At 46.7% G+C, this 18,605-nt stretch carries 16 protein-coding genes; 6 read left to right on the plus strand and 10 right to left on the minus strand.

Annotation, left to right across the window (positions count from 1 at the left end):
* Positions 1-106: 106 nt before the first annotated feature.
* Both MIC7113_RS29240 and MIC7113_RS29245 read right to left on the minus strand, forming a co-directional pair.
* Positions 107-958, minus strand: a complete 852-nt coding sequence (locus tag MIC7113_RS29240; RefSeq protein WP_015185801.1) for an ABC transporter ATP-binding protein — start codon at positions 956-958, stop codon at positions 107-109.
* 151 nt (positions 959-1,109) lie between these two features.
* Positions 1,110-1,817: a 5'-methylthioadenosine/S-adenosylhomocysteine nucleosidase family protein gene (locus MIC7113_RS29245; protein WP_015185802.1), complete on the minus strand. Its 708-nt coding sequence runs from the start codon at positions 1,815-1,817 to the stop codon at positions 1,110-1,112.
* 100 nt (positions 1,818-1,917) lie between these two features.
* On the opposite strand from MIC7113_RS29245, the gene MIC7113_RS29250 reads away from it, so the two are divergent.
* Both MIC7113_RS29250 and hpnA read left to right on the plus strand, forming a co-directional pair.
* Positions 1,918-4,716, plus strand: a complete 2,799-nt coding sequence (locus MIC7113_RS29250) for an efflux RND transporter permease subunit (protein ID WP_015185803.1) — start codon at positions 1,918-1,920, stop codon at positions 4,714-4,716.
* The gene (gene hpnA, locus MIC7113_RS29255; protein WP_015185804.1) at positions 4,716-5,723 is read left to right on the plus strand and encodes a hopanoid-associated sugar epimerase; all 1,008 of its coding nucleotides are present in this window, start codon (positions 4,716-4,718) and stop codon (positions 5,721-5,723) included. The genes MIC7113_RS29250 and hpnA overlap by 1 nt, the downstream gene beginning before the upstream one ends.
* Before the next feature lie 85 nt (positions 5,724-5,808).
* Here the strand turns inward: hpnA and sbcD are convergent, their stop codons facing one another.
* The 8 genes from sbcD to MIC7113_RS29295 form a co-directional block, all read right to left on the minus strand.
* Positions 5,809-7,086, minus strand: a complete 1,278-nt coding sequence (gene sbcD / locus MIC7113_RS29260) for an exonuclease subunit SbcD (RefSeq protein ID WP_015185805.1) — start codon at positions 7,084-7,086, stop codon at positions 5,809-5,811.
* The gene (locus MIC7113_RS29265; protein WP_015185806.1) at positions 7,079-7,636 is read right to left on the minus strand and encodes a hypothetical protein; all 558 of its coding nucleotides are present in this window, start codon (positions 7,634-7,636) and stop codon (positions 7,079-7,081) included. The genes sbcD and MIC7113_RS29265 overlap by 8 nt, the downstream gene beginning before the upstream one ends.
* A gap of 186 nt (positions 7,637-7,822) precedes the next feature.
* On the minus strand, positions 7,823-8,128 hold the full coding sequence (locus tag MIC7113_RS29270; protein ID WP_015185807.1) for an HAD family hydrolase: 306 nt from the start codon (positions 8,126-8,128) through the stop codon (positions 7,823-7,825).
* 109 nt (positions 8,129-8,237) lie between these two features.
* Complete coding sequence (locus MIC7113_RS29275) at positions 8,238-9,017, minus strand: ABC transporter permease (protein ID WP_015185808.1); 780 nt, start codon at positions 9,015-9,017, stop codon at positions 8,238-8,240.
* A gap of 105 nt (positions 9,018-9,122) precedes the next feature.
* Entirely contained in the window at positions 9,123-10,064 is a 942-nt protein-coding gene (locus MIC7113_RS29280; RefSeq protein WP_041780268.1) for an ABC transporter ATP-binding protein, read from the minus strand.
* A gap of 416 nt (positions 10,065-10,480) precedes the next feature.
* Positions 10,481-10,876, minus strand: coding sequence for a hypothetical protein (locus MIC7113_RS29285; RefSeq protein WP_015185810.1), 396 nt, complete (start codon positions 10,874-10,876; stop codon positions 10,481-10,483).
* Between the two features lie 200 nt (positions 10,877-11,076).
* Entirely contained in the window at positions 11,077-11,517 is a 441-nt protein-coding gene (locus MIC7113_RS29290) for an acyl-CoA thioesterase (protein ID WP_041780269.1), read from the minus strand.
* Positions 11,518-11,700: 183 nt separating this feature from the next.
* Positions 11,701-12,141, minus strand: a complete 441-nt coding sequence (locus MIC7113_RS29295; RefSeq protein WP_015185812.1) for a QcrA and Rieske domain-containing protein — start codon at positions 12,139-12,141, stop codon at positions 11,701-11,703.
* Between the two features lie 219 nt (positions 12,142-12,360).
* Here MIC7113_RS29295 and MIC7113_RS29300 point away from each other — a divergent pair, with 219 nt between their 5' ends.
* The 4 genes from MIC7113_RS29300 to MIC7113_RS29310 all read left to right on the plus strand — a co-directional run bounded on the left by MIC7113_RS29300 (position 12,361) and on the right by MIC7113_RS29310 (position 18,552).
* Complete coding sequence (locus MIC7113_RS29300) at positions 12,361-12,945, plus strand: hypothetical protein (RefSeq protein ID WP_015185813.1); 585 nt, start codon at positions 12,361-12,363, stop codon at positions 12,943-12,945.
* A gap of 331 nt (positions 12,946-13,276) precedes the next feature.
* Positions 13,277-15,517 carry a CHASE2 domain-containing protein gene (locus MIC7113_RS29305; protein WP_041781416.1) on the plus strand — a complete coding sequence of 747 codons (2,241 nt, stop codon included), beginning with the start codon at positions 13,277-13,279 and terminating at the stop codon, positions 15,515-15,517.
* Positions 15,518-15,765: 248 nt separating this feature from the next.
* Entirely contained in the window at positions 15,766-15,978 is a 213-nt protein-coding gene (locus MIC7113_RS39135) for a two-partner secretion domain-containing protein (protein WP_081594691.1), read from the plus strand.
* 249 nt (positions 15,979-16,227) lie between these two features.
* The gene (locus MIC7113_RS29310) at positions 16,228-18,552 is read left to right on the plus strand and encodes a two-partner secretion domain-containing protein (protein ID WP_015185816.1); all 2,325 of its coding nucleotides are present in this window, start codon (positions 16,228-16,230) and stop codon (positions 18,550-18,552) included.
* Positions 18,553-18,605: the final 53 nt, after the last annotated feature.

Consider the following 18,605-nt stretch of genomic DNA (forward strand, 5'->3'; position numbering starts at 1 on the left):
GAGAGCTACCAGTAGAGTGGACAGTGTTCACATATTACTAATACTACATAGCGCTTCATTAGTTTAAACGCCAACGAGATTTTATTACTTCCCATTCCCCATGCCCTCAATCCAATTGGCGTCCGGTACGCTCAACAAAGATATCTTCTAGGTTAGAGGGACGAACCATGATACCGGTTTTATCCGGTAAGCTATCCAAGTAGGCATTCGCTTGTGCTAAGTCAGGAAAGAATTTGTACTCAAAACGTTCCCCAACTTGTTTCATCACCAATCCCTCTCCATGTTGTGCTTTGAGTTGTTGGAGAGTTCCGAGTTCAATGAGTTGTCCGGCGTCCATAATCCCAATGCGATTGCATAAAAACTCCACCTCATCCATATAGTGGGTGGTGAGTAACATCGTCATCCCCTGTTTATTCAAATCGCGAATAATTTCCCAGAGGCGGCGGCGGGTTTGGGGATCAAGTCCTACGGTAGGTTCATCCAAAAACAGAACTTTGGGTTCGTGCAATAGCGCCCTAGCAATTTGTAGGCGGCGCTTCATGCCACCCGAAAGGGTTTTGACTAAACTATCGCGTCGATCTGCCAATTCAACATACTCTAACCATTGATTAATCAGCCGCTGACGCTTGGGATTCGGAATGTGGTGTAAGCGTCCGTGCAGTTCCATGTTTTCCCAGACGGTGAGGTCGGCATCGACGCTAATTTGTTGCAATACAACGCCGATATTCTCTTTCACTTGTTGTCTGTTGCGTACAACATCGTAACCCGCAACCTCAATTTGACCAGAACTGGGTCGAGTCAGGGTGGTTAGCATCCGAATGGTGGTAGATTTGCCAGCACCATTGGGGCCGAGTAGGCCAAACATCTCTCCCGATTCGATGGTGAAGGAGAGGTCGTTAACAACGGGGACTTTGTCGTAGGTTTTGTGGACGTTCTGAAGGGAAACGGCAGATGGCATAGATGCCTGTACAAGATGGGTCAGCTTTACGGATTATCATATCTTGGGTTGCTAGAAGAGTGGTTGAAACCCAAAGCCTTTCCCTGCACAATGAAATTCTATATCATGAAAAGTTAATTTATTCAAGGAAAGATTGACTTTTGCACGAGGTCTATTGAGAAAACAGCCTCATTGTCACGTTTTGTAACACTCGTAATCCCTGCATCGCTCCCCGAATTAGACGGGTAGCGGCAATGGGTTGCCGTATCAGGGCGATCGCTAAGGGTAAAGGTTGAAGCGCACCCTCAGGGGTGAGTGCGGATGTAAGATTGGGCAGGTTGTGGCGAGAGTCGTCGCTGATCACTCGTAGCATGGCGACTGGCACTCCAGCTTGAGAGAGAACCTCCAAAGCCGCAAATCCTTCCATATCGACCACTTGGGTATCGTAGAGTTGACCAAGATGGCGTTTTTCGTCAGCAGAACAAATAATGCGATCGCTCGTGAACCCCTTCACCAGAGAAACCCCTGCTTTTAGCTTGTCCTGCAATAACCAGGTCAGTTCGCCATCAAAGCAGCGCCATACAGGAGTAGCATCACTTGACTGATAAGCACATTTGTGATATAGAACAACATCCCCAATAGCCAATTGAGACGATAAACTTCCACCTAAACCCATGATCAAAATGCTTTTAGGCTTCTTTGACAGAAAAGCCTCGGTCTGTTGCCATTGTTCCAGATAAAGTGTGACAGGCTTAGAGCCAACGGGAATGGGCAGCACTAACGGTTTTGTAGGCTGAACACCGCTTAAACCTCGACAGACGGCCTGATATTCGGCTCCTTGAGGAACCAGAATAATTTCGGGGAGTGGGGAATCGGTCATCAAAGAGCAATGACTATGGTGTATAGTTCCACAAAGCTAAGGTCGGTAACGATAGAATCGCATAGATCTTGGCTGTAATTCGCACAATCTGTCTCCCACAATGGTAGAGCCGACTCGCAAAAAAGCCCTAAGAGAGCGATTTAATATTTCCCAGTTAGCGATCGAGTTTCCCTGGTTGAGTATCAGCTTTTGGATTGCGGTGACTGTCGCAGGGATATTGGCTTTCAGTTCTCTAAAGTATGCGTTGTTCCCGGATATTACCTTTCCCGTGGTGGTGGTGAATGCCTCTGCGCCACTCAAAACGGCTCTGGATACCGAAAGTCAACTGACTAATCCCATTGAGCAACAACTGAAATCCTTAGAAAAGCTGGATGAGAGCCGTTCTTCCTCCTATCCTGGTCAAAGCGTCGTCAGTTTATCGTTTGCGGTGGGGACGAACCTGGAAAATGTCAGTCGTCAGGTGGAAACGTCACTGAAGAATTTAAAGCTGCCTGCGGGAGCAACGTTTAAGGTGATTCCCCTCAACTTGAACGAATCTGCGGTTGTGAGTTACGCCATCCAAAGTTCATCCCAAAACCTGACGGATTTAGCGAAGCTTGCCAAGGACAAAATTGTGCCTGCTATCTCCCAAATACCGGGAGTCCTGAAAGTTGAGCTACTGGGTGAACCCCCTTCATCACCTCTGTCTCTCTCATCAGCCAGTCAGGCTCTCGGTCAAGGGGCGACCTTAGTGCGATTTAATGGTCAAGATGCCCTAGGGTTTCAAGTCATCAAGCGGGGGGATGCGAACACGCTGGATGTGGTGAGTCAAGTGGAAAAAGAGGTTGAGAAGCTCAAATCTAACCTGTCCGGCGTAAAACTCACCCTTGCCTCAACTCAGGCTGACTATATTCGCGAGGCAACTCACGCGACGATTGATGCGTTGATTCTTGCGGTAGTGCTATCGGTTTTAGTGATTTTTCCCTTCTTGTGGAACCTACGAGCAACACTGATTACAGCATTGGCGATTCCCATCTCCCTGTTGGGGACATTTATCGTCATGGCGATTTTTGGCTTCAATCTAGAAACCATCACGTTGCTGGCATTGGCGCTAGTGATTGGGATTATCGTCGATGATGCGATCGTCGATGTGGAGAACATCACCCGGCATATTGAAAATGGAGAAACGCCTCGTCGTGCAGCGATCATCGCCACAAAAGAAATTGGTGTCACGGTTTCAGCCGCTACCTTTACCATCGTGGCGGTGTTTCTGCCAGTGGGTTTAATGGGAGGTGTACTGGGACAGTTCTTTAAGCCTTTTGGGATAACGGTTTCAGCCGCAGTACTGACCTCATTGCTGGTTGCTCGAACGCTATCGCCGTTATTAGCATCCCGATGGCTGAAACCCACAAGTACTAACCGACGAGAGGGTAACGGGTCTCGCTTTGAACAATGGTACCGAAACTTACTGGCTTGGTCTTTGCATCACCGATGGATGGTGGTGGGATTGGCAGTTTTGAGTTTGGCGATCGGTTTAGGGTTAATTCCGCTAATTCCCAAGGGGTTTATTCCCAAACTCGATCGCGGTGAATTCAATATTACTTATACGGCTCCTTTACCCACCATTCCCAAAGAACTTTCCTCCGCTTCATCCTTAGGGGGGATGCCATCAACGTCGCCTAATGGTGAATCTTCCTCACCTTTAGCGGGAGCCAGTAATTTTCCTGCCCCCGCCGATTTGCAGAAATCTCTTACTGCTGCCCAGAATGGCTCTCTTTCACCGGATGCTGTACAGGCATTACGGCAAGCTCAAGCGGCTTCCGCGTTTAATCCCCTCAATGATTCGCTTCAGGTGGCTAAGCAGTTGGATGATTTTGTGCGGAAATCGCCTCAAGTCAAGGATGTCTTTACCATTGTCGGGTCGCGTCAGGGGGAACCGAATAAGGGTAGACTCTATGTGAAACTCAATAGCGACCGCACCCTGAAAACAGCGGACGTGCAAAACCAATTGCGCGACTCGTTGCCCCAGATTGCCGGTGTCACGACGAGTATTGAAGATATTCAATTTGTGGATACGGGTGGGGACAAACCGCTCAAGTTAGCGTTACTGGGGGACAACCTCGAAGAACTCAACCGCACGGCTAACCAACTCAAACAGCGGCTTGAGAAACGGCCTGAATTTACGGATGTAACCTCTAGTACGACAGCCAATCAACCAGGCACAATCTTGGAAATTCAGCATGATAACACTCGCCGCACTGCTTCTGTCGGTGCCAATTTGGGACAAAATGCGACATTAGGAAATGCAACGGATCGTATGGTTGCAGAAGCCAAAGCGGTTCTCCCTGCTGGAATCACCCTTGATTTAGGCGGAGATTCTGCCCGGAGTAGCCAAATTTTAGGCAGTTTTGGTACAACGTTGGGGCTGTCAGTTTTATGCATTCTGGTGGTGTTGGCGTTGCTATTTCAAAGCTGGCTTGACCCCCTGGTGATTATGTTCTCTCTGCCGTTATCCATTGTCGGGGCAATGCTAGGGTTACTAATCACTCGTAGCGATTTCGGCATGATTTCCCTGATCGGTATCATTTTTTTGATCGGGCTAATCAACAAAAATGCCATCTTGATTGTGGATTACATCAACCAGTTACGAAAATCTGGGTTGAATCAGACTGAAGCGATTCTTCAAGCCTGCCCCGTAAGACTGCGACCGATTCTCATGACGACAGCGTCCACCATTTTGGGAATGCTGCCACTGGCATTAGGTTTGGGGGCGGGGGCTGAGTTACGGGCACCGATGGCGGTGGCAATTATTGGTGGATTAACCACAGCCACACTGTTGAGCCTGATTGTTGTTCCCGTTGTCTATGCTGTGCTGGACGATTTACGCAGTCGATTCTCCAAAGGTAAGAGGTTTGTCTGATGGTAACGCAGGTCTTTGTTACGGGAGGCACGGGGTTTATCGGTGCAAATTTGGTACGGTTGTTGGTGCAACAAGGGTATGCCGTGAAAGCCCTTGTCCGTCCTTCCAGTTGTTTAGATAACCTGCAAAATCTAGACGTGGAGATTGTCCAAGGGGATTTAAACGATTCCCAGTTGTGGCAGTTGATGGAGGGGTGTCAGGCACTGTTTCACGTTGCCGCTCACTATTCCCTGTGGCAAGCTGACCAAGAGGTACTTTATCGCCATAATGTCTTAGGCACCCGAAACGTTTTAGCGGCTGCTCGTCAAGCTGGGATTGAACGAATTGTTTACACCAGTTCGGTTGCAGCGATTGGGGTGGGTGCTGCGGGTGAGATTGTGGATGAAACTCATCAAAGCCCTGTGGATAGCTTGGTGGGTCATTATAAAAAGTCTAAATTCCTGGCGGAGCAGGAAGCAAGGATTGCGGTTGAGGCGTGTCAAGATATTGTGATTGTCAATCCAAGCAGTCCCATTGGCCCATTTGATATTAAACCGACGCCAACGGGTGATATAGTATTGCGTTTTCTGCGGCGGGAAATGCCCTTTTATTTAGATACGGGGCTAAATTTTATCGATGTGCGGGATGTGGCGTGGGGACACTTGTTAGCACTCGAACGGGGGAAAACAGGCGATCGCTACATTTTAGGCAATCAAAACCTGACCTTAAAACAACTCCTCGATCAACTCGCGCAACTTACAGGGATGAGTGCTCCAAAACATACGGTACCCGCTTGGTTACCTTTGAGTGTGGCTTGGATTGATGAACGAATTCTCGCGCCGTTGGGTAAAACGCCTGATGTTCCCTTGGATGGCGTGAGGATGGCGCGTCAACGCATGTATTATGATGCCTCAAAAGCCGTTCGAGAATTGGGATTACCTCAGTCTCCTCTCTCAACGGCACTCAAGGATGCTGTAGATTGGTTCGTGAATCAGGGATATGTCGAGATTGACACTCTCCGGCTTTAAACCCCCATTCCGCACCCTCAACTGTCACATGCGCGGCAAGAGTTAGTGGCAGCGGCTAAATTCCACAAATGTTAAGTAAAAATACTTAAGATTCAGCTAAATTAGAACGATAATCAAGCTCAGCGATGTCTAACCAGCTATCATCCTCCCCAGCAAGTAACCGATGTGCCGCCTCCATCATCTCCTTCGAGATATCCTTGAGGTCTTGACGATTTTCTAAATAGGTACACAGAGCATCCATCGGGTTAATGGTACTCCCAACACCCAGTTCGGGTAAGCGAGGACGAGCTAGCTGACTGACTAACTCCGGACGAATAGTATAGCTGTGGGCGTCACTCAAGGATTGATGGATAGCAGTATTGTCGATTAAATCCAGTTGTTCAGAACGTAGCTTGTAGATCAGCCGCACGACGGCATCTTGAATCTTCTTTTTGCCAATTGCTTTAATTAATGCGCTTTGAGGATCGGTGGCTTCCGAAACATCCACCTCTATGGTCTGAAAAGGACGCACTGGCAACGGGCAAAATTCCCACTGAGCGCGACCTCGTTCCAACTCAACTAGCACATAACCCTTGTCTTCTTTTTCTTCACTGAAGTCTACCCGCTCAATGCTGCCAGGGTAAATGACAGGTGGGTCATTAGATGGGTTGAGATTTTGATGCCGGTGGACGTGTCCTAGAGCCACATAATCAAAGCAAGGGCGCGTCAGCATCGAAAGAGGAATTGTGAAACCCTTGCCTACGGCGAGGAAGCGCTCAGCTCCTAAATTAGCGCGGTCTGCCATTAAGTGAGCGAGAAGAACGGTTGGCACTTCTGGGTCAAGACGCCGAATTTCCGCTTCTAATACTGGGTCGAGGCGCTGGGTTAATAACTCATTGACCTCCGCAAGGGCTAAACCTTCGGTTTCTGGGCGAGTTAGGAGGGTGGAACGAGTCAGCCAGGGGAGGGTAATCACCTGTACGGAGCCGTTGACGGTTTGGATATGGTGAGTGGCGATCGCATCCCCAACGACAAATCCAGGCACACCTAAAGTACGATAGATGCATAAACTAGCCCCCCCTTGACCTTGGGAATGCTGGTCATGGTTGCCCACTAGCAGCACGGTGGGAATGTCAGCATCCACCAATCGACGAAACTGGCTGGCAAAGGCTTCTTGAACATAGGGGGGCGGTGTCGCGTCGGGAAAGGCATCTCCTCCGAATAGCACCAGATCAACAGGTTCAGAAATGGCTCGATCAATACAGGTCGAAAGGGTATTGACGAAATCTTCTAACCGTGTATTAAGTCCAGTGCTGGGGTTAATCCGTCCGTGGGAAAATCCACTACCCATGTGGATATCGGATAGGTGAAGAATTTTAATCATGCTCTTTGGTTAATTGTTCTAGTGCCTCGCTAATAACCTGCCGTTGTTGGGCATCGTAACCCCAGCGTTGGAGAAATGTTTGATAGCGGCCTTCTCCAGTTGCGGCACTTTCCTGTAAGGCAAGAGAACGTTCTCGTAGCTCAGGGAGTTTAAGCTGTTCTATGAGGTGGGTTGTCCGCGATCGCACTCGATCAGACCTTTGAGCCATATCTTCGTTGCCCTTGCGGCGATGAGTTACAGCTTGTGCGGCTGACATTGCCAAATTTTTCACCGAAAGTTCTGCCACAATATCAGGCGAGGATTGTAATGCCTGAATCACTTCAGGTGAGGGATGATCCGCTAACGTTCCCTCAGAAGTGAGGTAAGTGACAAAAAAACCTCTGGCACCGTTCTCAGTTTTCACTAATTGGGCGATCGCATCAGAAACTTCTGATGTTGATAGTTCACCCGCCGCCATTTGGGACATTAAAGACTGGGTAAATGCGATCGCTTCTTCAAAGGTGACTGTTTCAGGAATATTCACGGGAGTTTTTATATCAGTTTGTGTCACTCAATCTCTAATACTGTTGATGATACTCAATTGTCGCGACAATCTCTCTTTTTCAACCCATCTCTCACCATGAAGTAGGAAGCAACTGAGATTAGGGTGCAAAAACTCTGCGCCCCTTTGCGTGACCCTTTGCGACCTCTGCGTTAAAAAAATTAGTATTCTAATGCCCGATGAAATAACCACGTATCAATAAACCTTCTGTCCTCGTATGAACTCCGGTCTGCCTTCTGCCTTTTGCCGATATAGGCTCAAAGCAATTTCTCGAAAACGTGCCTCCTTTGAGTTAGCCAATTGCTGTCCAGCTTCAAAGGATAGCTGGGGTAACAAATCCTGAATAATTACAGGGTTCAGTCGTCCGCTAATCTTGGCTTTATAAAATGTGCGGTCGATTTCCATCCCATAGTCCCGTAAAACTTCCTGCCAAGTTTGGTAGTGCAAGGGGTCAGTGTTTACGAGAGTACCATCCAGGTCAAAGAGAATTGCTTTGAGCATGTTCTGAACAATAAAATTGAGCTTTGTTTTATCAGAAAAGCCGACGATCTAAATAATAATTGTGCATGAGGGTACGGTTCGTTTCATTTTTTCATTTTAATGATGGTTTCTAGCGAAGCAACTGAGGATAAATCTGTCGCCATGCTAATACAGAAAAGACACTAATCCACAACAGCAACCACATTAATTCTAAGAACCAGTATCCCGGTAATCCTAAAGGCCAGCGCAACAGGTCAATGATGGACGCTAAAGGCAAAACTCCTGCTATATTACCCAGAACGGGTGGTAGTGTGGTACGAGGGAAGTAAGTTCCGCAGAGTGTAAACATGGGAACGATGAACAAGAAAATTGGTACATTAATTTGATCGATGGTTCGCACCGTTCCCGCCGTACACAATCCCATTACCGCAAAGAGTAAGCTTCCTAAAATCAGTATTGGCAACGATATGAGAAAATGCCAACCAGAGTAGAGTCCCCAAACAACAGCCACTAAACCGGTTAAAAGACCCGCGATTGTCCCTTTGGTAGCTGCCCATAGCCAATCCCCTAAGAAGACTTCTGTGAAACTTAAAGGTGCTGTTAGTAAAGCTTGCCAAGTTTTTTGATAACTTAGGCGGATAAAACTGCCAAATGCCCCTTCAAAGAAGGACTGAAATAGCACCCCAATTGCCATCATTCCCGGCGCAATAAATTTTAAATAGGGAATCGTTTGACCGTTGTAGGGTACATCTCCCACAAGCGGGGTTAAACCATACCCAAAAGCCACCAGATAAAGCACAGGTTCTGAAATTGGCAGCAAACTATTGATAAGCCAAGTTTTTTGGTAAACCCTAGCATGTCGATGCCAAACTGAGTAGACTCCCCAAGGAGTTACAGAAATGCCTTTCATATTAGGAAGTGTGAAGTAGGAAGTGTGAAATATGAAAGATGAAGTGTGAAACTAATTACTGGATTTCCCTTTGTTTAGGCTTAATCCTTGACACTTCATCCTTGATTAAAGTGATGTTCCAGTCAGTCGTAAGAACACATCTTCTAAATTAGTCCGCCGACGTGTCAGGCGTTCCGGTGCAGTAGCACTGAGTTGTTCCCAAATTGACTGCGGATTATTGACAGGTAATCCTATCAAGTAACTGGTACCAAAGGGACGATACCAAGTTCCTGCCTGAGTCGCTAGTTGCTGGAGAGTTTGTTCATCAATGCCCTCAATTTCAACCACTTCTCGACCCACCGTGCGCTCAATTAATTCTTCTGGAGTGCCTTGGTCGATCGTTTTACCTTGCTGAAGTAAGATTAGGCGATCGCACAATCGTTGCGCTTCATCCATATAGTGGGTAGTCAACAACACTCCGCAGCCACTTTGTTTGAGTTGGCTAACCAACTTCCAAAAGTCTTGCCTCGCATCCGGGTCAAGTCCAGTGGTTGGTTCATCCAAAAACACCACTTGAGGATGGTTAATCAAAGCCCGTGCTAAAACTAAGCGCCGCTTCATGCCGCCAGACAACTCATCTATACGATTACTGCCATAATCTTGCAGCGCTACCTGAGCGAGTAATTCACCCGCCCGATGGCGTGCGGCTTTGCCAGTGATGCGGTAATGATGGGCAAAGTAAACTAAGTTCTCAAAGACCGTAAAATCTGGGTCGAGATTATCTTCTTGAGTGACAATTCCCATCGCAGCACGGGCAATACGACCTTGAACCTGTACCTGATGTTGCCCTAGTTGAACAAACCCTCGACTGGGAATCACAGAACCATACAACATTCCCACTGTTGTTGTTTTCCCCGCACCATTAGGGCCAAGAAGACCTAGAATTTCTCCAGGATTGAGAGTAAAGTTAACGCCTTGAACCACCTGTTTTTGACCATAGGTTTTCCATAGGTCGTAGGCTGTCAGCGCCATGGGTTGGGTGATTGGGCGTGGAGATGCAAGTCTCATAGGTTTTTAGCTGTTAGCTCTCGGCTTTAAGCTTCTTTCAAGATCATACTACATAATGTAGTTGATTGTATATTGCCTGAATTAAAATCTCTGCTGAATGTGAAAATTGCCAGAGTTAAAGATCAAAATTACTGACAGGACATAGAAAGATAGCCCCCTTTCTCAAGGGGGCTTGTTCATGATGCGTAAGTCTTACCTAACCATACAATGGGTACTAAAGAACACACTTCATCCAATGGGTTCACCCAACTGGTGGATTGACAAAAACTTACTGCATTGACAACAAAGTTAGCGTCTGGGTTACATAAAAGGTTAGCTGATTGACAAGCACCGCTCACGGGTTAGGCAATCACCAGATAACACCAGACGCCACGTTTAATTAGCTTCGTTCCAGATTTTTCAGTTAGAGTTTGACCTTATTCCTTACCAGTGACTTTATTAACCAAGTCTTTTGCTCCTTCTAATATGCCGCTATCCTTGGCATTTTCTTTTTTGTAATCTTTCAAATCTTCTTCATAAATTTCTTCTAGACCTTGTTTGGGGTTGCTACTAACTTCTTCTGTTACTTCATCGTAAGACTCTTGCGGAGGTGCATCTGGAAGCCCTAGCCCCTCAGTTTGGGTGTAAGCGCGATTGACGCTCTTGCTTCCCGCTTGGCTAATAATGTGTTGTTGTACCTGTAAGGGTTGACCCGCTAAAGCAGGTTGATTGGCAAAAATAAATAAACCTGAAACGCTCAATAAGCCCATTAAACCAAACACTAAAATACGTTTGCCTAAGGCTCCCCAAACCGTAGAGAAAAGCTGCTGCATATAAAACTCCTTTTTTCGTAGGATTCTAAGATTCACAAAGAAAAATGACGAGCGACGCTGTCTTGAGGCTGAAAAACCCCAAAACCAAGCCCTGGAAAATCCTACGATTGTGGCAGTAACTATCTCTTCTGCCCAAAGATACATTCAAGTCATATCGATAGTTACAAATTTTTACGGCATGAGGGAAAGCTAACTACTAACTATAAGAGTGTTGGCTTCAACGCTTCCGGCTGCATCGTTTGTACAAAAGCATCCAGTACTAACTGAGGAATGGCTCGTGGTCGCATAGCCTTTGTGTCTACCCAAACCCACAAGGCCTCAGCGGTTACAAGTATTTGTTCCTCACCTTCCTGGCGGATTTCGTAACGCCGGATGGCACGCGGCCCTCGTACTTGTTGCAGCCAAGTTGCGACTTCCAACGTATCACCCGCGACGGCAGGGCGGAGATACTCTATTTCTATTCGTCGCATGACAAACACACCACCCAGTTCTTCGTAGCGCTTAGGACCGAACCCCAGAAACTCCGAATGCTCGATCGCCGCCTGCTCTAGATAGTGCTGATAAACTGCATTATTGACATGTCCTAAGGCATCCATTTCGTGATACCTAACCCGTAGTCTAGAGGTAAATTTCTGTGTCATTTGGCTAATATTTTAGAGACTCGGTTAGCTAGAAAGAAGCTCATTAAAGTTGCAGTCAACCACTCTCCTGACAGAGCGAGCCGGCTCAATTTAGGGCACAACAGACTGTGCCCCTATAGTAATTTTATTTTGTACCCATCAGTCAGTAACTTCCGGTTGTTTGCAACAATCGTAGGACTATCGTTAGGTAGCTTTTACTAAAACTGAATCGCCTTCAATTTTGGCGATGTAAGTGGACAACGATTTCTTCGCCGGCCCTTGGAGAACTTTGCCATCCAGACTAAATTCAGCTTTATGACAGGGACAGACAAAAGCTTTCTTATCGGCTTTCCAGTCCACTGTACAGCCTCGGTGTGTACAAATAGGCTTAACTGCCGTAATCGTCTTTGGGTTGGCGGGGTTGCTGACGACAAGTACAGAACCTCCAGCAAACTGTTTATTGAGAAGTTGACCCTTTTGGTTTAACTCTGCAACAGTGCCAACCGACTGAAATCCATCAGCCCTTTTTGGCATCGTCGAGGATTGCGATTTTTCGGTTTTGGGAGAACAGGCTGCAAGGGCAACGGGTAAAGAACTGGCGAGTCCACCAATCCCCACCCACATTAAAAACTCACGACGGTTCATAGACAGTGGTTCGTTATTTGCTGAAAAGCTCTCTTAAAATTAAGGAGAAGAAGTTTCCTCTATCCCCTCTCATCTTTCATAACTGTCGCTTTGGCAAAGTGTAAAGAGAATGGTCAAAGTTTCGCTCAAAAGGAAATTCCAGTCTGTACGATCACCCAAGAGGCATCAGGATTACTGATCGTTCTGATACCCTAAATCTACCAAACATTTAGGCAAAAAATGAGTAGTGGGCTTTCCGTACACAGTTGTGTCATGATTTGTCCTGGCATCCATGAACCACAACTGACTCAGGATTTTTTAGAGGCATTGCGACGTGACGAAACCGCTAATTTATTGAGTGGCGAGATTAAACAGGTTTTGATATTTCCGACTCAGGACTATCCCGCTTACTCCGCTATGCATATTTTAGAATTTTTGCAGCGTCATACCCGCCAAACAACGCCAGTCATTTTTATCAGTTTTAGTGCGGGTGTAGCGGGTGCCATTGGTGCCGCATGGGCGTGGGAAATGTTGGGCGGTAAGGTAAAAGCTTTTATGGCATTTGATGGCTGGGGTGTGCCTTTATACGGGAATTTTCCCATTTATCGGGTCAGCCATGATTACTTTACTCACTGGAGTTCAGCCCTATTAGGTGCTGGGGTCGAGAGTTTCTATGCTGATCCAGCCATTGAGCATCTGGACTTGTGGCGATCGCCTGATCGTTGCCTAGGTTGGTGGGTTGGGCGCACAGCCGCTAATCATACTGAACATAAAGAAAATACCACTGCCGCGCACTTTGTCAACCAAGTATTGCAGCTTGCTTGAGTCTCCACATAAAAACCCCGCCGCAGGCAAGGGCGGGGCAACTGTCAATTTTTCGTCAACCAGAACTTATCATTAGCGGCACAAAAGGATTGTCTGCTCACAGATAGATCTTTATGAGCTAGCATCGGACTCCGCTACGCTACGTCCGGGGCTTCTGACGTTTCGACGCCTTAACCCTTCCTGGATAAACCCCCATAGTGCAGGATGGCGGAAGTAACTCACCCGTTGAGCGTGGGGAGGGAAGTTTGGAAAAGCCTGGGAGAAAGCTTTTCGTTGAGGATAAGATAACGGCTAACTTTCTCTCTCATCTCAACTAGGTCGATTCATGATTATGTGGGCAAAGCTGAGACAACAACTATGGCAATGGCGCGGTGTCTTAATTGCCGCTCCCAGTGTAGCCGCATTACTAATTGGGTTGCGCTCGGCTGGATTGCTGCAAGGGTTAGAATTGGCAGCGTTAGACCAATTTTTTCGGCTACGCTCAAAAGAATCTGTTGACTCCCGTATTGTTATTGTTGGAATTAATGAAGCAGATATCCAAAAGGCAGGGCATTGGCCTCTATCTGATGCAAAGCTTGCAAAATTACTAGAAACACTCAAACAGCAACAGCCGAGAGCGATTGGTCTTGACCTTTATCGTGATTTACCAGTAGAACCCGGTCATCAGGAGTTGATTAAGGTTTTTGCCTCAACTCCGAATTTAATTGGTATTCAGAAGGTAGTGGGGAATTCGTATGGGTTAGCCGTTAATCCACCTCCAACATTGAGCAAATTCGGTCAGGTTGGGGCTAATGATTTTGTGGTGGATACCGATGGGAAAATTCGTCGCAGTCTACTAACTCTGAAGGATAAGTCGGGAAAGACAATCCCAAGTTTAGCAACCCGGTTAGCCTTGACTTATCTGGAGACTAAAGGGATTAAACTCGAAATTATTGACGAGACCAAACAGAAGTATAAGCTTGGCAAAGCGACATTTACTCCATTTAATGCCCATGATGGGGGTTATTTCTTTGCAGATGCAGGCGGATATCAGATACTGTCTAATTTTCGCAATTTGCGGCAGGGTTTCCGTACCCTATCGATGACCGATGTTTTGCAGGGGCGGGTGCCAGTCAATTCAGTGCGCGATCGCATTGTCTTGATTGGAGTAACTGGAGAGAGTGTTAGGGACAGCTTTTACACGCCCTATAGTAGCAGGCAGGTTAGTCAAGCGGCGACTAGCTTTGCTGGCGTTGAAATTCATGCCGATGTAGTTAGCCAGATTTTGAGTGCAGCGTTAGAAGGTCGCCCTCTGATTAAAGTTTGGTCTGAACCGATGGAGTGGTTATGGATTTTTGGTTGGGCAGTGGTGGGTGCGACGTTGAGCTGGATACGGCGATATCGGGATGGTGTAACCCAGCGATCGCCTTTAACCGTTGTCAGTATTTTCTTCGCAGGAGGTGGCTTGGTCTATGGCAATTACTTGGCTTTTCTTCAGGGATGGTGGATTCCCGTTGTACCGCCTGTTCTGGCTTTAGCCGGGTCTACGATCGCAATTTCCAGTTATGTCGCCTACACAGCAACCGGGATGCGTCAAACGTTTGGCCGTTATCTCACGGATGAAGTGGTTGCCAATCTTCTGGAGACACCGGAAGGATTACAACTCGGTGGTGAAAAACGAAAAGTTACGATATTGATGTCGGATTTAAGGGGGTTTTCCGCGTTATCCGAGCGAGTATCGTCAGAAACCGCCGTGGAGGTGATCAACTTCTATTTGGAAGTGATGACGGAAGTGATTAGCGATTATCACGGCACGATTAATGAGATTATGGGCGATGGCATTCTGGTAATGTTCGGTGCACCGATCGCTAGAGAAGACGACTCGCAACGTGCGATCGCTTGTGCTATAGCGATGCAGTTGGCAATGGATAAAGTGAACAATAAGGCCCAACAAATGAACCTACCCTCACTGGACATGGGCATTGGCATTAATACAGGTGAAGTCTTAGTGGGGAATATTGGGTCAAAAAAACGCGCTAAGTATACAGTGATGGGAAGTCCTGTTAACTTGGCGGCTCGAATTGAATCTTATACAGTAGGCGGGCAAATCTTGGTGTCTAAAGACACTCTCAAAGAAGTTGGTTCCATTGTCAGAGTGGATGAAACATTGCAAATACAGCCTAAAGGATTCCAAGAACCCATCACTGTTTATGAAATTGGCGGCATTGGCGGTGAGTTCAACTTATTTGTCCCGAAAAAAGAAGAGGTACTAGTCGTTCTCAGTCAAGCAATCCCTGTACAGTATACGGTTTTACAGGGGAAATATATGGGAGAGAAGGTATTTCAGGGGACGTTAGTTAAGTTATCGACCGGTTCAGCCCAGATATGTTCTGAATATCCGGTGGAATTGTTGAGCAATCTCAAGATGAATTTAGTGACTGGGATGGAAAAGGCAAGGGGATTGGGGGATATCTATGCCAAAGTGGTGGAAATATCAGCGGATAGTCCCACTAATTTCTGTGTTCGTTTCACGGGTATTCCCGCAGAGGTGGCAGCGTTGCTTTATTATCTGCGTGACTCCTCTTCAAATTGAATTCTGTAAGGGTAGGATGTAGAAAAGAGCGACAACGCTCTGTGAAAAGTTTTTTTCCTAGTCAGCAAGATTGGTAAGTTTGATATAATCTCGTAACATCTACCTCTTGGCACTGGGAGAAATCCAATGCGCCGCCCTATCTTCTTGTGGGCTATTTGGCAACGGCTAGTTCTGCCTAAGCCCCATTATTCCGGATAATACGCTCTCAGTGAATTCTGTCATGATGCCGGAATGCACGGTTTGTACGAATACAGGGGAAACAGTACAGGGTAAACCTGTTCCCCAGTTTCAGGAAGTTTTCGATGCCAATGGGAGGTGAGGCGTTTTTTAATAAGACAGGGCAGATTGAGACGATTTTCAGTCGAGTGACAGGGAGTTCGGTCTCTAATATTGATGGATTGCTTGGGGCTAATGGGACGGCAAGTTTGTTCGTGCTTAATCTCATTGGGTTTATTTTTTAGTCCGAATGAGCAGTTAACTATTTATATATTGCCAAGGAGGCAAACGATGAAAGGCACAATCATGGTCGGGTTAGCTTTCGCTCTACTATTAGCGACTGTATCTAGCTCTACTGCTGCATCTAGCTCTACTGCTGCTACGGCTTGTACATGTCTAAATATAGACGGTGTAAAAATATGTCTAGGTTGTAATAACTAGCGTAACCATAAACGAGCAGAAGAAATTGTCTCTCTGCTCTTTGCAGTTTTTTAATGAAACAAGACATTCGTCTACTTGGTCTTAGTAGCAGTATCTGCTTTTATTGCCTAACGGCGACCGCTCCCACTCAAGCTCAATCTAACCAACCTGTTCAGTTAGATGGAAGTACAAGCACTTCAAGCATAAGAGGCGATTGCTCTATCAGTTGTACCATTACAGGTCAACATATAGGAGGAAACAATCTCTTCCACAGCTTTAAGGAATTTAACATCGATCCTGGCGCAACAGTTATATTTGATACTCCTGCTGGAGTCACTAGAATTCTGAGTCGGGTGACAGGAAATGACTACTCCCACATCCAAGGAACGCTGCAAGTATTGGGCAGTGCTGACCTGTTTTTGCTCAATCCTCACGGCATTATCTTCGGTTCTAATGCCCAATTGAACATTAATGGTTCTTTTGTGGCAAGTACGGCGAGTAGCTTGATTTTTAATGATGGTTCTCTGTTCAGCGCCACTGACACAACGCCACCATTACTGACTGTAAGCGTACCTGTCGGTCTGCAATTCGGGGCAACTCCTGGCAGCATTACCCATCAATCCGGAGACTTGCAAGTAAAAACTGGTCAGACTCTAGCACTAGTAGGAGGGGATGTAAATCTGTTGGGGGGAAACCTGAGGGCACCAGGTGGACGGATTGAGCTAGGAAGTGTTGCTGCTAACAGTCTCGTTAGCTTAACTCCAAACCCAAGCACTAGAGGTTGGGTCTTGGGATATGAGAGTGTGCAGAAATTCAAAAATATTCAGCTATCCCAAGGAGCTGTTGTTAGTACAACTAATATAGTCAGTGGGGACATCCAGTTGTATGGAAGACAAATCACAATTGCTGATGGTTCTCAGGTGGGAGGATTTACAATTCAAGGAACGTCAGCAACTAAAGGCGGAACTTTAGTAATACACGCCGATGACTCTTTGGAAGTAAAGGGTACAGCTTTGAACGATCCGACGAAAGCTAGCGCACTGTTTACTGGAACATTTGGTGCCGGACAGGCGGGTGACATATCAATTAAAGCAAAGCAACTGTTCGTTGATAGTGGAGGAACAGTAATAGCATCTACTTTCAAAAATGGACAAGGAGGGAATATAACCTTAGATATCGAGCAATCTGTAAACGTGATCGGTTCTGACAGTAAGATAATCACTCAAGCTGAGCCTGGGAGTACTGGAGGTGCTGGTGGACAATTGCAGATTACTACAGAGAAATTAATGATTCGTGATGGAGGGCAAATAGCAACCTCTACCTTTGGTTCAGGCAATGGAGGAACTTTGCTTGTAGATGCCTCTGAAGTGGAAGTAAGCGGTCGATCACAAGATGGTCATTTACCTAGTGGCTTATTTGCACAAAGCCTCAACGATCAAACAAGAGGTAATGGAGGAAACTTAATCATTAATACGAATCGCTTAGTCGTTGAAGGTGGTGCAAACATATCAGTTGCTTCTCGTCGAGGTAGTCAAGGTAATGCGGGGAGGCTAGAAGTAAATGCCTCAAAGGTAGAAGTGATTGGTACTGGACTTGATCAGGACGGTAATATTGTTCCCAGTTCGTTGTTAGCGTCAACCGCTTCCGGTCAAGGAGGCAACATCACGATCAATTTATCAAACTACTTGTTGCTGAGTAACGGCAGCCAGATCTCTACCAGTGCCGAGCGTGAGGGCAATGGTGGACAAATTAGAATTAATCAGGGATTTGTTGTTGCAGCGCCCACAAACTCAAACAGTGACATCATTGCCAATGCCATTAATGGACGGGCGGGAGGTATTATAATCAATAGTGAGAGTGTACTTGGACTAATAGTTTGGACGCCAGAAAAAATAGCAAAGGAATTTGCTACCGATTCCAATCAATTCCAACCACGTAACCAACCCAGCAACGATATTACCGCCTTTTCACAGAATCCCGCTCTCAGTGGCACAATCACTATCACTACGCCGAAAGTTGACCCCAGCCAGGGATTAACCCAATTACCAGAGGAACCTGTTGACGCTACCCAACAAATTTCCCAAGCCTGTTCAGGAGACCAGAAAGATGTCGTAGGCGAGAACAAATTCGTCATCACTGGACGGGGCGGTTTGCCCTCTAGTCCCGCTGATTTGTTCAGTACAGACCAAGTCCTGACCGATTTAGGCACACCAGTCGCCCCTACCGCCATTCGCACCCGTGGTAGAACAATTACACCCCCCGCTCCTTCCCCAGCTCTCCTTGTAGAAGCGCAAGGCTGGTTTATCGATGGTAATGGGGTAGTTCACCTAGTTGCTCAAGGCTCTAACGCTACACCCCAAAGCCATTGGCAACCACCTGTGCAGTGTCCGAGTTCCTGATATAGCAAAAGGCAGAGGGCAGGGCTGGTTTTAACAGATTTAGGTGTTTATGC

Source organism: Allocoleopsis franciscana PCC 7113 (assembly GCF_000317515.1).
Lineage (GTDB): Bacteria > Cyanobacteriota > Cyanobacteriia > Cyanobacteriales > Coleofasciculaceae > Allocoleopsis > Allocoleopsis franciscana.

Excerpts from the sequence above, each read along its gene's own strand:
- MIC7113_RS29240 (WP_015185801.1), bottom strand. The coding sequence starts at position 958 with ATGCCATCTGCCGTTTCCCTTCAGAACGTCCACAAAACCTACGACAAA.
- MIC7113_RS29245 (WP_015185802.1), bottom strand. The coding sequence starts at position 1,817 with ATGACCGATTCCCCACTCCCCGAAATTATTCTGGTTCCTCAAGGAGCC.
- MIC7113_RS29250 (WP_015185803.1), top strand. The coding sequence starts at position 1,918 with ATGGTAGAGCCGACTCGCAAAAAAGCCCTAAGAGAGCGATTTAATATT.
- hpnA (WP_015185804.1), top strand. The coding sequence starts at position 4,716 with ATGGTAACGCAGGTCTTTGTTACGGGAGGCACGGGGTTTATCGGTGCA.
- sbcD (WP_015185805.1), bottom strand. The coding sequence starts at position 7,086 with ATGATTAAAATTCTTCACCTATCCGATATCCACATGGGTAGTGGATTT.
- MIC7113_RS29270 (WP_015185807.1), bottom strand. The coding sequence starts at position 8,128 with ATGCTCAAAGCAATTCTCTTTGACCTGGATGGTACTCTCGTAAACACT.
- MIC7113_RS29275 (WP_015185808.1), bottom strand. The coding sequence starts at position 9,017 with ATGAAAGGCATTTCTGTAACTCCTTGGGGAGTCTACTCAGTTTGGCAT.
- MIC7113_RS29280 (WP_041780268.1), bottom strand. The coding sequence starts at position 10,064 with ATGAGACTTGCATCTCCACGCCCAATCACCCAACCCATGGCGCTGACA.
- MIC7113_RS29285 (WP_015185810.1), bottom strand. The coding sequence starts at position 10,876 with ATGCAGCAGCTTTTCTCTACGGTTTGGGGAGCCTTAGGCAAACGTATT.
- MIC7113_RS29290 (WP_041780269.1), bottom strand. The coding sequence starts at position 11,517 with ATGACACAGAAATTTACCTCTAGACTACGGGTTAGGTATCACGAAATG.
- MIC7113_RS29295 (WP_015185812.1), bottom strand. The coding sequence starts at position 12,141 with ATGAACCGTCGTGAGTTTTTAATGTGGGTGGGGATTGGTGGACTCGCC.
- MIC7113_RS29300 (WP_015185813.1), top strand. The coding sequence starts at position 12,361 with ATGAGTAGTGGGCTTTCCGTACACAGTTGTGTCATGATTTGTCCTGGC.
- MIC7113_RS29305 (WP_041781416.1), top strand. The coding sequence starts at position 13,277 with ATGTGGGCAAAGCTGAGACAACAACTATGGCAATGGCGCGGTGTCTTA.
- MIC7113_RS29310 (WP_015185816.1), top strand. The coding sequence starts at position 16,228 with ATGAAACAAGACATTCGTCTACTTGGTCTTAGTAGCAGTATCTGCTTT.